At 54.3% G+C, this 14,029-nt stretch carries 12 protein-coding genes; 3 read left to right on the forward strand and 9 right to left on the reverse strand.

The window, feature by feature from the left end:
• Window positions 1–66: 66 nt before the first annotated feature.
• Both manA and SACSAC_RS24725 read left to right on the forward strand, forming a co-directional pair.
• Window positions 67–1,026: a mannose-6-phosphate isomerase, class I gene (gene manA, locus SACSAC_RS24720; protein ID WP_037291100.1), complete on the forward strand. Its 960-nt coding sequence runs from the start codon at window positions 67–69 to the stop codon at window positions 1,024–1,026.
• A gap of 405 nt (window positions 1,027–1,431) precedes the next feature.
• Window positions 1,432–3,786 carry a M13-type metalloendopeptidase gene (locus tag SACSAC_RS24725; protein WP_245608696.1) on the forward strand — a complete coding sequence of 785 codons (2,355 nt, stop codon included), beginning with the start codon at window positions 1,432–1,434 and terminating at the stop codon, window positions 3,784–3,786.
• Between the two features lie 325 nt (window positions 3,787–4,111).
• Here SACSAC_RS24725 and SACSAC_RS24730 read toward each other — a convergent pair whose 3' ends face one another.
• Window positions 4,112–4,747: a nitroreductase family protein gene (locus SACSAC_RS24730; protein WP_037291101.1), complete on the reverse strand. Its 636-nt coding sequence runs from the start codon at window positions 4,745–4,747 to the stop codon at window positions 4,112–4,114.
• Between the two features lie 517 nt (window positions 4,748–5,264).
• Between SACSAC_RS24730 and SACSAC_RS24735 the strand changes: the two genes are divergently transcribed.
• A complete protein-coding gene (locus tag SACSAC_RS24735; RefSeq protein WP_037291102.1) occupies window positions 5,265–5,633 on the forward strand; it encodes a MerR family transcriptional regulator in 369 nt (122 codons plus the stop codon).
• Between the two features lie 90 nt (window positions 5,634–5,723).
• On the opposite strand, the gene SACSAC_RS24740 is transcribed toward SACSAC_RS24735, so the two are convergent.
• From SACSAC_RS24740 to SACSAC_RS24775, 8 genes are all read right to left on the reverse strand, one after another.
• Complete coding sequence (locus SACSAC_RS24740; RefSeq protein WP_037293715.1) at window positions 5,724–7,649, reverse strand: transglycosylase domain-containing protein; 1,926 nt, start codon at window positions 7,647–7,649, stop codon at window positions 5,724–5,726.
• Between the two features lie 11 nt (window positions 7,650–7,660).
• Entirely contained in the window at window positions 7,661–8,197 is a 537-nt protein-coding gene (locus tag SACSAC_RS24745) for a hypothetical protein (RefSeq protein ID WP_037291103.1), read from the reverse strand.
• A 196-nt stretch (window positions 8,198–8,393) separates the two neighbouring features.
• Window positions 8,394–9,455, reverse strand: a complete 1,062-nt coding sequence (locus SACSAC_RS24750) for a sensor histidine kinase (protein ID WP_245608697.1) — start codon at window positions 9,453–9,455, stop codon at window positions 8,394–8,396.
• Between the two features lie 72 nt (window positions 9,456–9,527).
• Window positions 9,528–10,229, reverse strand: a complete 702-nt coding sequence (locus SACSAC_RS24755; protein WP_037291104.1) for a response regulator transcription factor — start codon at window positions 10,227–10,229, stop codon at window positions 9,528–9,530.
• Window positions 10,230–10,459: 230 nt separating this feature from the next.
• The gene (locus SACSAC_RS24760; protein ID WP_037291105.1) at window positions 10,460–11,212 is read right to left on the reverse strand and encodes an SDR family NAD(P)-dependent oxidoreductase; all 753 of its coding nucleotides are present in this window, start codon (window positions 11,210–11,212) and stop codon (window positions 10,460–10,462) included.
• 68 nt (window positions 11,213–11,280) lie between these two features.
• Window positions 11,281–12,270, reverse strand: coding sequence for a Rossmann-fold NAD(P)-binding domain-containing protein (locus SACSAC_RS24765; protein ID WP_037291106.1), 990 nt, complete (start codon window positions 12,268–12,270; stop codon window positions 11,281–11,283).
• A 28-nt stretch (window positions 12,271–12,298) separates the two neighbouring features.
• A complete protein-coding gene (locus SACSAC_RS24770) occupies window positions 12,299–12,952 on the reverse strand; it encodes a ThuA domain-containing protein (protein WP_037291107.1) in 654 nt (217 codons plus the stop codon).
• A 163-nt stretch (window positions 12,953–13,115) separates the two neighbouring features.
• Window positions 13,116–13,949, reverse strand: coding sequence for a helix-turn-helix domain-containing protein (locus SACSAC_RS24775; protein ID WP_037291109.1), 834 nt, complete (start codon window positions 13,947–13,949; stop codon window positions 13,116–13,118).
• Window positions 13,950–14,029: the final 80 nt, after the last annotated feature.

The raw sequence follows: 14,029 nt of genomic DNA on the forward strand, positions 1-14,029 counted from the left end.
TGACCTAAATATATTATTTCCTTCTGTTGGTTATCTTACACAAGTATTAAAAAGGAGCGAAAACCCATGCCAGAAACCGTACGCGAACCGCTTTTCCTCACTCCCGTTTTCCAGGAACGCATCTGGGGCGGCACCAAGCTGAACACCCTGTTCGGCTACGATATTCCCAATGACAAGACCGGCGAATGCTGGGCGGTATCGGGACATCCGAACGGACAAAGCATCGTACATAACGGACCTTACGCAGGAACCAAGCTGGGCGATCTGTGGACCGATCATCCCGAGCTGTTCGGCGATTCGGAGTCCGACGTCTTCCCGCTGTTGACCAAAATTCTCGACGCTTCCGACGACCTATCGGTGCAAGTACACCCGGACGACGCTTACGCGCGCGAATTCGAGAACGGCGAGCTGGGCAAAACGGAATGCTGGTACATCGTCGATGCCGAGCCGGGTGCTTCCATCGTCTACGGCCACAACGCCCAGTCCCATGAGGAGCTGCGTTCGATGATCGAAGCCGGGCAATGGGATACGCTGCTGACGAAGATCGAAGTGAAGCCGGGCGATTTCTTCTACGTGCCGAGCGGAACGATCCACGCTTTGGGCGCGGGCATCGTGGTTCTGGAAACCCAGCAAAGCTCCGATACCACCTACCGCGTCTATGATTACGACCGCAAAGATGCCAACGGCCAAGGCCGCGAGCTGCATCTGGAAAAAGCGATCGAAGTCACGACCGTGCCGCAATCCTACACGGGCGGCGCGTACGAGACGGACCACGTGGACGGCGCGACGATTACCAAGTTCGTATCGAACTCCTTTTTCACCGTGGAAAAATGGGAAGTGGACGGCACGGCGAAATTCGAAGGCCGCGAACGTTACACGATCGTGAGTATTCTGGACGGCGAAGGCACGCTGAAAGGCGGAGACGGCGAATATGCGCTGAAAAAAGGCGATCACTTCATCCTCCCTGCCGGATTCGGGGCTTATAAGATTGAAGGCACGTTGACGACGATCTCTTCGTGGGAGTAATGTTCGCGTGAGATAGTAAAACCGCTTTTCGGCATGGGATGCCGGAGAGCGGTTTTTGTTTCGGATAAAAACAGACAACAACTATCGTTTCCCAAAATATCCTTCAAAACCATAATCGCCTTCTTGAAACCTTTTATCTCCAAATCCCGTAATAGTGCAGGAAAGCAGGTAAGTTAGCACTTTGACCGCATTCTATTTAAGATTTGCGTCCCTTGGAAACACGCACGCTTCAAGCGGGTTTTCGAAAGTCGTAACTTAACGTCATTACCGGTCAACGTAATAAGTTTTTATCTTTTTCCTGACTTCTTGCCGTTCCGTTGTTTATTCCGTTGCCGTATTTTATCAAATACGCAAGCGCGATTCTCGACAACACGACCTATTCATTCATTTCTAGGAGGGTTTCAAGTGAAAAAAGCTGCAAAACTGATCTTAGCTTCATCCTTGCTGCTCGCAGCAATGCCGACAACAGGCCTGACGCATGCGGAAGAAGCGACGCTCACCCGGGCTCAGGTCGTCGATTATCTGCTTAGCATTACGGACGATTATTCGCCTGACTTGAGTAAATCGGATATTTTAAAAGGAGATGCCCAAGGCAATATCGCGGAAAGTCGCTCCGTTTCCCGCATCGAAGCATTGGTCATGCTCGGCCGCGCGTTTCCTAATCTCCCAACACCGACAGGCAACGACCTGCGCCAGATCGGCACGGCTCCTACTTTCAGCGATGTTCCGACTTGGGCACAGAACGAGCTGGCCCGGCTTGCCGATGCGGGCATCGTGGCAGGCACTGCGGACGGCGAGTTAGGTTCCTCCGATCCGGTCACTCTGGAGCAGCTCGAGACTTTTACGCATCGGGCCATGGCTTTGGAGGGTACCAATCCGCGTGACGACTACTACGAATACATAAATAAAGACTGGCTGAACAAGTCGACGATCGATGCCGGCGAAGCGACGAACGGCGTATTTAACGAATTGTCCGTCGCCAACGAAAAACGTCTCAACGAAATGATCACCCGGATCGCCGCCGGTCCACAAACGTCCGGCTCCGTCGAACAAAAAATCGCGGATTTTTACAGCAACGCGCTCGACGTCGAGCATCGCAATCAACAAGGCATTCAGCCGATCGAAAAGTATTTGAAATCGATCGATCAGGCGACCAGCGTGCAGCAGTTGTTCGATGCGACATTGGAAATCGAAAGCAAGATCGGAACCGGATCGCTGCTTGGCTTCGGCGTCATGAGCGATGCCAAGGACAGCAACACGAACGCGCTCTATTTCAGTGCACTCGGAGTAAGTCTGGATAAGAACAGCTACACTTCCGAGGACACGAGAGTCAAAGAAGCCTTTATCGGTTATCTGGCCAATCTGCTCAAACTGTCCGGCGTCGAGGAAAACAGCGCTCAAGCACAAGCCGAATCGATGTTCGAACTGGAGAAACAACTGTCGGCGGCCTCCATGGATGCGCAGGATCAGGCTGACGTAAGCAAATACTACAACCCGTACACCAAAGCGCAATTCAAAGCTCTTTTCCCAAGCATCGATACCGATAACCTATTAAAAGAGCTGGGTCTGGACAAAGCGGATAAAATCATTGTCACAGACGTAGGCTTAGCCAAAAAATCGGCAGAGCTGCTAACCGACGAAAATCTGAGCGCATTGAAAACTTACGCCAAAACGTCGCTGCTGAGCAGTATGGGCGGCGTGTTATCCGAAGACTTGGAGAAGCTGGCCCAAGATTACCAAGCTCAACTGTATGGCGTGGTCGGCGAGAAAACCCGGCAGCAAAAAGCGATCGCGCTGACCCAAAGCGTCATGAGCGACTATCTGGGACAAACGTTCGCGGAGCGCTACTTCAGCCCTGAAGCCAAGCAGGACGTCGAAAAAATGGCGGAACAGTTTATCGGCGTGTACAAACAGCGGATTCAGGATCTCGATTGGATGTCCGAAGCCACCAAGGCTAAAGCGCTCAAAAAGCTCGATACGATGAAAATCAAAGTCGGTTACCCGGACAAAGCCAAAGACAACCTGAAGAACGTGCAGATCGTATCCGTCCAAAACGACGGTTCGTTATTCGAGAATGCGATCGCGATTACCAAAGCTTCCAACAAAGAAGTCGTCGAGTCTTTGGGCAAGCCCGTCGACAAAGATGCTTGGTCAACCAGCGTTTATACGGTCAACGCCTTCTACAGTCCGCTGAACAATGAAATTGTTTTCCCGGCCGGCATTCTGCAGGCACCGTTCTATGATATCGACGCGAAGCATGAAACGAATATGGGCGCGATCGGTATGGTTATTGCGCACGAAATCAGTCACGCCTTCGATAACCTGGGCTCCGCTTATGACGAAAACGGCAACGCCGTGAATTGGTGGACCGAAGAGGATTACGCACAATTCCAGCAAAAGCTTCAGCGCGTGGTGGAGTATTATGACGGCGTGGAAATTTTGCCGGGTGTTGAAAATAACGGCGCATTGACCGTCAGCGAAAACGTCGCCGATCTCGGCGGCATGGCTACGTCTCTTCAGGTCCTGTCGCAGACGGAAAACCCGGATTACAAAGCCTACTTCGAAGGATATGCTACCATTTGGCGTTCCACGATGAATCGCGAATACGCGGCTTACGTCTCTTCCGTCGATACCCACTCGGCCAACAAAGTCCGCGTGAACCGCACCATCGGCAACTTCCCGCAGTTCTACGAAGCTTACGGCGTCACGGAGAAAGACGCGATGTACGTCGCTCCGGAGGAGCGGGTTAGCATCTGGTAACCCGTTCCTCTGGGCCAAAGTCTCAGTGTGTCGAGAAAGTTACGTATGCGCGGGGAAGCGAAAAGACTGCGAGAGAAATTCGTTCCGGTCGCGTGTTGAAATCTGAAAAAAGGATTGAAGTTTTATTTGTATTTTCCCGATTTCAAAGGCGAGCGCTAACGCTCCTGCACTGAATTTCTCTCTCCGTCTTCTCGCTTCCAGCTACGTTGGGCTTTCTAGACACGTCGACTTCGATCCTTCGGATCGAAGTCTTTTTTTGTATGGGATAATTTTAAGTGCGACGAGGTACAATCACTTACGATCCGCGGTTGTACCTCGCCGCGATTTAACGCCAGAACGTAATTTGCTCGGGCGTGAGGCGTACGGACTCATAGCCCGTTTCGTCTGCTTGGCCAAGAGATAAGATGACGACCGGGCTGTATCGTTCAGGGTCGAGATCGAAAGCTTCCGCCAGTCGATCGGCTTCGAATCCGCCGATCGGGTTGGTATCGTAGCCGTAAGCTTTGGCTGTCAACATCAACTGCATCGCGAAAAAGGCGCTGTCGATCTTCAAGACTTCGTTCAGCTTGTCTGCCGGGAGCTGCGGATAGTGCGCGTTAATCGCTCCCAATTGCTGGTCGCGCACCTCTGCCGGCATTTTGCCTTCTTCGACCGCTTTGTTAAAAATATAATCCGACTGCTTATAATGCTGAGTGTCCGCAAAAATGAGAAGCATCGCGGAAGACGTATCGTTTTGCAGAGTGTTGAACATCACGAGCGGACGCAGCTTGGCTTTGCCTTCTTCGCTTTCGACGACCACGACGCGCCACGGTTGCAGATTGGCCGAAGAAGGCGCCGACGAAGCCTCTTCGATCATACGCGTTAATTCTTCTTTTGAAATTTTATGGTCCGTACGGTATTTTCGGATTGAGCGGCGTCCTTTCATCAGGTCGCGCAGGTAGTTTTGTTGAGTGGTTTCCATGTTTCAGACTCCTTTGAATTGAATTTATGGTAAGGTGTGAGGGTCGATTACCGTCTCACAAATAGGAGTCTAAACTATAAACCATGGTTTATAGCAAGCGCGGCATGTCGACCGAATTGATTTTATAGTTTGCGTTCGATTCGAACGAAAATTCGGCAGCATCCACATCCGTCGAGGTTTGAAGAAACGCCCTAACGGATCGCATATCCGCTGGGACACTCATTTTCGCGATCTAAAATTTGTAACGGATCGTAGGGACGCTTAAACTGAAAAAGCGGGTGAAATGAGTACGAAAATCGGCCTTTTTCACCGCTAAGCGTCGCCTCGTTCCGTTACAAATCTCAATTCCCCAATTTGGAGCGCTAAGCGTCATGTCGATCCGCTACACGTCGTCTGCTCCGGATTACGCTCGCCCGATCAGGTTGAATGCATCGATGCGGAGCGGATCTTGATAGATGGACGGACCACGCTGAACCTAAAATGGAATGCGTTCAACGTATTAGAAACGGAGGGTTTCATGAAAATTAGCGAAGTCTCGAAAGCCGCCGAATTGCCAATCTCTACGATTCGTTATTATGAAAGAATGGGCATTATCCCTGATGAGTATATGCTGCGCGATCCGAATAATTACCGGGTCTATGACGCAGATATTTTGCGCCATCTGGATGTCGTGAAGACCAGCCTGGACATCGGATTCTCTATTGGAGAGATCCGCTCGATGATTACCGGAATGGGCTGCTCGATAGAAGAACAGCATCATTTGCTAGAAGAAAAAATCACCGAAATCAAGCATGCCCAGCAAAAGCTGGAAGAAGCCAAACAATATCTTCAAAGCCTGATACAAACGGGGATCGTGTGTGCGGAAGGATTCGGAAAATCTTCCTGAGCCCGTATCGAAAACAGGACGGAATTCTGCGGAAACAGCCAATCCTTCACCCGCCGCTTCCTGTTATGACGATTAGGCCAAACACTGCGCTTATCGCCCGGCCAACATCCTCCCCATCGCTGTCGAAAATAATCCGGCGGCGGCCGAACCCGATACCGTCAGATAATGCCCGGAGTCCGTTCGATCGAATCCCATCCATACCGCCGCCGTCCACTCCGGCGTGAAGCCTGCAAACCAGACGTCCCGATTGGCGGCTTGCGGGACTCCTTTCACTGCCAGAGCGACCGTTCCGGTCTTCCCGCCGACAATGCGATTCGGAAGTCGGGCCGCTCGGCCCGTTCCTTCGGCAACAGCGTTACGCAACATGGAGGCAAGTGCTGCCGAAGTCCAAGCAGACATCGCGGGTCTGCTCTCCGCTTCCGGATCAAAGCGGTAAATCTCTTGCCCTTGCGCGTCCGTGACGGAGCGAACGAAGTGCGCGGAACGAAACGTGCCTCCGTTTGCAATAGCGCTGTACGCCTGGGCAAGCTGAAGGGGCGAGACCCCTTCGTGCAGACCGCCAAGGGCAATCGCCAAATGTTCGTCCTCCGGCCCAAGTTCGATGCCCAGACGAGCAGCAAACTCGATCGCTTGCGAAATTCCGGTCTGATTCAGCAGCCAGACCGCCGGGCCGTTGATCGAACGCGTTAGCGCTTCGGTCATGGTCAAACTGCCGCGATACACCCCGCCGACGTTACGCGGCGAATACCCGCCGTACGTCTGCGGCACGTCCGGCAAGACCGAATCCGGCGAGAATCCGCCGGATTCCAGCGCGGGCCCGTAAGCGATGACCGGCTTGAAAGCCGATCCGGGCTGGCGCTGCATACCGACGGCGCGGTTCAGCCCCGCGCCGTCCCCGTTTCGGCCGCCTGCAAGCGCCCGAACCTCCCCGTCGCGATGGTCGACTACTACCATCGCCGCTTCCGCTTGCTGCCCGCCCATATCCGGCGGGAAATAGGCGTCTTCCGCGAAGACGCCCGTCAACGCTGCCTGCGCAGCAGCGTCCAGACCGGTCTCGATGCGGTAGCCGCCGCTGCGCAGCCGCTCCTCCGGCAGACCGGTCTTCCGCGCGGCTTCGCGCAGCGCGGCAACGGCATACGCGGCCGTGCCCGCCGCGTCTCCCGCACTCTGACGCGGCGCTTCGTACGCCGCCGCCCGGGCAACCGCCGAGTCCGCTTCCGCGGCGGTAATCACGCCCTGCTCAGCCATCAGGCCAAGCACGACTTCCGCTCTTGCGGCCGCCCGCTCGGGATCGTCGACCGGATTATAAGCAGAAGGCGCCTTCGGAATTCCGGCCAGGATCGCGATCTGCCACAACTCCAACCGGTTAAGCTCCGCCGTGCCGAAGTAACGGCGGGACGCCGCCTTGATCCCGTATTGTCCCCGGCCCATATAGATTTCGTTCAGATACATCGTCAGGATCTCGTCCTTGGCGTAATGGCGTTCCAATGCCAGCGCAATCGAAGCCTCGTTCAGCTTGCGTATCCAGGTCTGATTCAGCGTCAGGTAGACGTTGCGCGCAAGCTGCTGGGTGATGCTGCTGCCGCCTTCAGCCATGCCCGCACTTCGAATATTGACCGCCGCCGCTCTGACGATTCCCGTATAATCGATCCCTTCATGCAAGGCATAGCGCCGATCTTCTGTCGCGATAAAAGCTTGCTTAATCAACAAAGGAATCTCCGCGGCGGATGCAACTTCCCGATAGCCGCCTTCGGGCAGGGAAGCACGCCATACCGCCGTTCCTGTCCGGTCCTGGATCACGGCAGAAGAAGCCGCCTGAAGCGCATCGGCCCGATGATCCACTACCCATTCCCCGTAGAAACGCATGTACATCAGTACCCCTAATGCCAACACGGCCGTTACTACCGTCAAGTCAAATAACCCATACAGGCCCCAGCGTACTCTCCGAGAAAAGTGTCCCGTCCTCCCTTGCCGTATCGCCCTGGTGGATTCGGCTACCTGCTCAATCTTCGCCATGCGCTCCACCCTTACAATCTCCTGCCGAAGCGCGGACGATTGGGCGTATACGCATGCTCTTGAGCAGAATCATAGACTTTAACTTCCTCGACAGGACCCGCCAGCTCGAATCCTTCCAACTCACGCATTCGTCGATCGGCCCGCTGCAACTGTTGCGCAAGTTCATGCAGTTCCCCGCTGGACAGCACTTGAGCCGGACGCACCGGCACGCCGTCCGCCAACTCTCGCGCCGCACGCGACAACTCGCGCAGGTCGCCGTCCAATTTCCCTGCACGCAGCCAAAATAACAAGGCGCCTATTCCCAGAAAACCCAGCACCGACATCGGTCTCATCCCGACATGGTTCACGCCCCATCGCAAGGCGCGTGCCGCAAAATGCGCGGAATGGGGCATCGTCCGAATCACCCAACTTGCCGCTTGTTGAGCCGTAATCGTCAGCATCCCGGCCAATAATAAACAACTCGCGGCAATCGCCGCATATCGGGCTCGGACCGTTGCGGTACCGCTCCTGTATTCTCCACCTTTGCGCATCATCCGTTCGATCCCCATTCGACTCGCCGCCTTTTCCGTTGATCTTTGTTCAAAGCTGGATCATCGCGATCAGCTGTTTCTCGTATAGGCTACCAACGGATTCTTAACGAATAGTGCGCGGATTCCTTAAGATTTCCTGATGTTCTTCTTCATGACAAAAACCGCCCTTTTTATAAAAAGACGGTTCTGCATATATTCCGACATTCGATTCCCGCTAAGCCAACGGTAGCCTTAATACGAAATCAGTGCGATCCGAGTCGCTGAACACCTCAATCGTACCGCCGTGCAGTTCCACAATCGTCCGGGTAATCGCCAGCCCCAAGCCGCTGCCGCCCGTATGCTGCGAACGCGAAGCGTCAACCCGGTAAAAACGATCGAACACATGCGGCAAATCCCGTTCCGGGATCGGTTCGCCGAAATTGCTGACCGTCACCCGAGCCAGGGTTCCTTCGCGCGCTACGTCCAGCTCGACAAGTTCTCCGTCGCTGCCGTACCTTGCGGCATTGCTGAGCAAATTCTCAAACACCCGGACAAGCTCGATCGGCGACGCGTTCACTCGAAGCTCGTCTTCCGTTCCGGTCACCTCGTAGCTCATCCCCGCAGCTTCAAGCATCGGCATCGCTTCCTCCGCAGCCTGGTGTACCAAGCGGCCCAGATTCAACGGCACGAATTCAACCGGCAGGCCTCCGCTTAGACGGGTATACTCGAACAGATCGTCGATCAGCTTTTTGAGCATCAGCGCTTTTTCATAAGCAATGTTCACATAATAACGCATCTCCGTCTCGTCCTGATACCGATCCTTTTCCACGTACTCCAAAAAGCCCAAAATCGACGTCAGCGGTGTCCGCAAATCGTGCGAAACGCCCGTGATCAGCTCGTTTTTGGCTTTGGCCGCTGCCCGTTCCTCCGCGATCGACTGCTCCAGACGCTCCGCCATCGTATTCAGCCCTTTGGCGACCTGACCGAATTCGTCCGACGAGGTGACCTCCAGCCGATGCGACAAATCCCCTTCCGCCATTCGCTCGATGCCCTGCGCGATCTCCTCCAATCCGCTGATGATTCTTCTGGAAAAAAAGAAAAATAACAGCACGAATGCCGCTACGCCCACCACGGCCATAATCGGACCCGAGCCTACGCTTTCGATTGCCCAGTTCAGCAGACGTTTGTCCGGCGAATTGACCGGGGAGTAGTCCAGGCGCACGATCAGATTGACCGATTGATAGCCGACGAGCAGCAGCGCGGCCGTGCCCAAGGCGCTGAGCAAGAAAGCGTACATGAATCGCCATCTCACGCTATGTATGATTTTTGAAGGCATAAACGTTTGTCCTTTCCGCATTCCGCTAACCCTTTAGTCCGTCGGGATGAACTTGTACCCCACGCCCCATACTGTCTGGATATACTGCGGCTTTTTGGAATCGCGTTCGATCTTTTCCCGGATTTTGCGTACATGCACCATCACCGTGTTGGCCGACTCCATAAAAGGCTCGTTCCACACTTTCGCGTAAATCTGCTCGGTGCTGAATACCTGTCCCGGACTGCGCGCCAGCATCTCCAGAATAGCGAACTCGCGCGGCGTCAAATGAATTTCGGTTCCCTCCACAGTTACGCGATGGCTCGCCGTATCGACCGTCAGCTCATCCGCTACGATCTCGTGCTCGCCGGTTGGTTTTTTCGCGCCCAAGCGGTTGTATCGGCGCAGCTGGGACTTGGCACGTGCAAGCACCTCCAGCGGATTGAACGGCTTGGCGACATAATCGTCCGCGCCGATGCTGAGTCCCGTAATCTTGTCCATGTCCTGACCTTTCGCAGACAGCATAATCACGGGCATATTGTAGCGCTCGCGGATTTTGATGCAGGTCTGAATGCCGTCGAGGATCGGCATCATGACGTCGAGCACGACCAGATCCACGTTTTCCCGATCCAGCGTCTCCAATGCCTGTTTGCCATCGGACGCGGTCAACAGCCGATAGCCTTCGTTGCCGAAATAAATACTGAGCAGCTGCAAAATCTCTTTCTCGTCGTCGACGAGCAGCACCGTTTCCGTAGCCATTGTCTTTCGCCTCGCTTTCTCTCTTCTTCATACTACCAGATTACGGGAGAAAAACGGCGGGACGCGGAAAAAGCGTGCGGGAAGCGGCGCTGCGGGAAAAATTCGGTTAAAACGCTGTTTCACTCGGAAAGTTGTAAGGGAATTCAGGGTGTAGCTTTCCGAGTTCAAAGGCGTTTTAACCTGAATTTCTCCCTCCGCTACGCTTGCCGACGCTTGGGATTTAAAAGCTTTTAAAAGGGCCATTCCCTGCCCTGATAGTCGCGCATCACCAGCTGATCTTCGTCGATCGCATGCGGTTTTCCGTCCCAGGGCAGCGTGCTGCCGAGAAAATAGTTTAAAGCGGGCTCCGCCGATTCGGACGGCTCAAGCTCGGCTTCTTCGTTAAGAGTGCCGGACATGTAGGTGCGCAGCCAGCCCGGGTGATACAGGCGGAAGCTGTAGCCATCCGGGCGCAGGCGGTCGAATAGCTGGTGAACGCCGCGGTTAAGCGCGGCTTTGGACATGCAGTAGCCGAACCAGGCGGTGCGTTCGGCTTTGGCGATGCTGCCGGCTTCGGAAGAGACGTAGCATAACCGTTTGAGTTCGCCCTGTTCAAGCAGCGGCAGGAAAGCTTCGCTGACTTGGATCGGGCCGAGCGCATTGACTTGGTACAAGCGGATCATTTCATCATAATCCTGAGTCATACGAATCGAATCGTCATTTCGGTCGGTGATGACGCCTGCGTTATTGATGAGCAGATCGATGCGTCGCGTCCGCTCTTCCACCGCCGCGGCGGCGGACAGGATCGAAGAATCGGAAGAGACGTCGAGCGGCAGGTTGACCAGCAGATCCGGATATCGCGATTGCAGTTCGGCCAGTTGGGGCCAGTCCGGAAGATAGCTGCCCGCGAATACGTGCCAGCCGCGTTCAAGCAATCCTTCGGTCAGCGCGAAGCCGAGTCCGCGGTCGGCACCGGTCACGACAGCATAACGGGTTGTATTCATGAGATGTGCCTCCTTATGGATAAGCGATCAGTACCTTGACCAAGTTAAATATAAGGTTGGTCAGGGTATTAGAACGGCCATTCTTCGCCGCGGCTGCCGGTCAGCACCAGACGCTCTTCGTCGGCATGCGGGTTGGTGAAAAAGCCTGCGGCAAAACGGGCTGATTCTGCCACTTTTCCCGGTATGGATCCCATCAGCTCATCGGACGACGGAACGGAAGATCGCGACAGGCCGGGGTCGTACAAACGGAACGTATAACCGCTTCTCCGAAGATCGTTAAACAACAGCTTCGCCTGCATATGCAGGGCGGTCCGCGCCATTGCTTGCCCGATCGGAGCAGAAGCTCCGCCCGCCGAGATGCTGCCTTCATGCGATGAAATGAAGCAGATTCGTTTCAAGCGGTCCTCTGCCTCCATAAGCGGAAGCAGCTTTTCAACGATGCGAAGCGGCGTCAAAGCATAAGTCTCGTAATCATATAGACGGCTTTCCACGGTCTCAGGCATCGAGAAGCCTGTTTCTTTTTCGCGGAATGCCGCCGCGTCGGTCGGGAAGATCGGGCGCCCTCCCGTCTCCGACGATTCGTCCGTATTCAATATTAGCAAATCGATATGCGTCGCAAGTTCGGCCGTAGCTTGTACAGCCTGTTCCAGTTCTCCCGGTTGATCGGGATTTAGCGGAAAGGCTTTCAATTTCCCGTGTTCCGGCAGCGGATTGTCGGCAGAAAGCGGATCACCGCGATCCGTTAACGCATCACCCTTCGAATGTTCAGATTGCGCTTCGCTTTTTTTCACGACCGACCGTCCGTTTGTTTCAGGTCCGAATGCCATCGAACCTTCAAAATCCTCGAATCCCGAAGACCCGCTTCCTGTGGGAACGTCGGGATTTTCTCCGATCTTTTCGCCTTCTGCGGGGCCGCTTCCGCGCTGCGCTTCGCTATTCGGCTGTTCTTGTTCGCCGGGATCGCCGCCGAGTACTTTCCAACCTCGCGAAACCAGCTCGCGTCCCAACGCTGCTCCGAACGGTTCACGCAAATTCAGAATCCATGCTGTTCGATCCATGGTCTGCGCCTCCTTCGCTTATTTTTGATCATTGCGCGTGATTTTCCGCTGCACCCTTCTGCGTACACCAGTACAACGCGTTGCGCAGCAGCTTCTGATACGTCGGGTGCGTCCACACTTCTGCCTCATGTCCCGGAGTCAGCACGCAAACGCGCCCTCGTCCGTAGGTTCGCGTCCAGCCGCCCGGCTGCGCGCCGTGCTCCGATACCGTGGTCATAATCAAGTCCGCGACCGGATCTTCCCATTCCATGAAATAATGCTCGTCGTGCACCGAAAATTCCTCGACGCCTTCGGCGATCGGATGCTGCTTGTCCGGATGGATCGTGACCGTGCATGCTTCCGGGTGATGCACGAACGCGCCGCCGATCAGACGCCGAAATACTCCCGGTTCTTTATACCCTGCCGTTCCGGCATGCACTGCAAGCAGCGAACCGCCGCGCTCGACGTAATGTTCGAACGCTTGTTGAACCGCCTCGTTCATCCAGAATTCTTTTTCCTCATCCGATTGGCTGTTCGCCCTGCATACCATGACAATCGGATAATCTTTCAATCGTTCGGCGTCGAACTCTTCAAGTCGCTCGGTGATCGCAAATTGAAATTCGCCGTTCTCCAGCCGATCCAATCCTTGCCGAACCGTATCCGTCGGATGCCAGCGATCTCCGCAGATTGCCCATACCTTCATTGCTTCGTCCTCCTTTTTTGCATCATCGTTCGACCGTTACTTCAACCATTAAACGTAAACAAGCCCGTTGTCTACGCAGAGCGCCAAAGATTCGCAACAAAAAAAGCCATCTTCGACATACAGACAGCTTTTAAAGCATCGATTTTCGGCTTGCAGGCATGCGCTACGGAAGACGAACCTGCCTTCTGTAATCGGTCGGCGTTGCGCCTGCGTGCTTTTTGAACTGTTTGGAAAAATAAAACATATCATTAAATCCAAGCTGCTCCGAAATTTCCGTGACGGAAAGCGCGGTGAGCGCGAGCGACTGCTTGGCTTTTTCGATCTTTTTATGCGTGATGTACTGAATCGGAGGCATGCCCGCATATTGTTTGAACAGGCGGATAAACGAATTGGGATGCATATAGACGATTCCGGCGAGTTCTTCGACCGTCATGTTTTGCGCGATATGCTCATCGATGTAATCCAGCACTTCGGCCAGCTTGTTTACCGTAGGCGTTTGTTGAAAAGACACGCTGTCCGCATCGAGCTTCAAATTCATCAGATAACAGGCGATAAGCTCCATCAGTTTGCTTTTGGCGAGCAGTTTGGCATACACCGCGTCGGAACCGGAATGATTCACGATTTCGCTGAACACCTTCGTCAAAAGCTCGGGCTGCTGCGGCGCGCATCGCGGATTCAAATCCAGCAGCTTGAACAAATTAATGCCCCCCACCTGAGCCGTGAAATGACACCAGTATTTGCGAAAAGGACGCTCGCTGATAAACGAATACGATTGCTCGACCCCTTCCGGCATCAAAAAAAGTTCTCCGGGCCGCGGATAATACTCTTTTCCTCCGATTCGCAGCCAGCCTTCGCCTTCGCAGATCCAATAAAACTTGCTGTAATCGGGGGTGTAATTCAAATCTCTCCAATCGGGCGCGCACAGATTATGATCCGCGGTAATCAGGTCGACTTCCAGATTGGCGAGAACATTCGAAAGCAACGTGCGGTTGTCCATCTCTTTTCCACTGCCTCTCCTGCTATTTTTGTACAGGTCAGAGTTACTAATCTACATTCTAACGCATGATCCGCTTCCGT

Source organism: Saccharibacillus sacchari DSM 19268 (assembly GCF_000585395.1).
Taxonomy (GTDB): Bacteria; Bacillota; Bacilli; order Paenibacillales; family Paenibacillaceae; genus Saccharibacillus; species Saccharibacillus sacchari.

Excerpts from the sequence above, each read along its gene's own strand:
- manA (WP_037291100.1), top strand. The coding sequence starts at position 67 with ATGCCAGAAACCGTACGCGAACCGCTTTTCCTCACTCCCGTTTTCCAG.
- SACSAC_RS24730 (WP_037291101.1), bottom strand. The coding sequence starts at position 4,747 with ATGGAAACCACTCAACAAAACTACCTGCGCGACCTGATGAAAGGACGC.
- SACSAC_RS24735 (WP_037291102.1), top strand. The coding sequence starts at position 5,265 with ATGAAAATTAGCGAAGTCTCGAAAGCCGCCGAATTGCCAATCTCTACG.
- SACSAC_RS24740 (WP_037293715.1), bottom strand. The coding sequence starts at position 7,649 with ATGGCGAAGATTGAGCAGGTAGCCGAATCCACCAGGGCGATACGGCAA.
- SACSAC_RS24745 (WP_037291103.1), bottom strand. The coding sequence starts at position 8,197 with ATGGGGATCGAACGGATGATGCGCAAAGGTGGAGAATACAGGAGCGGT.
- SACSAC_RS24750 (WP_245608697.1), bottom strand. The coding sequence starts at position 9,455 with ATGTACGCTTTCTTGCTCAGCGCCTTGGGCACGGCCGCGCTGCTGCTC.
- SACSAC_RS24755 (WP_037291104.1), bottom strand. The coding sequence starts at position 10,229 with ATGGCTACGGAAACGGTGCTGCTCGTCGACGACGAGAAAGAGATTTTG.
- SACSAC_RS24760 (WP_037291105.1), bottom strand. The coding sequence starts at position 11,212 with ATGAATACAACCCGTTATGCTGTCGTGACCGGTGCCGACCGCGGACTC.
- SACSAC_RS24765 (WP_037291106.1), bottom strand. The coding sequence starts at position 12,270 with ATGGATCGAACAGCATGGATTCTGAATTTGCGTGAACCGTTCGGAGCA.
- SACSAC_RS24770 (WP_037291107.1), bottom strand. The coding sequence starts at position 12,952 with ATGAAGGTATGGGCAATCTGCGGAGATCGCTGGCATCCGACGGATACG.
- SACSAC_RS24775 (WP_037291109.1), bottom strand. The coding sequence starts at position 13,949 with ATGGACAACCGCACGTTGCTTTCGAATGTTCTCGCCAATCTGGAAGTC.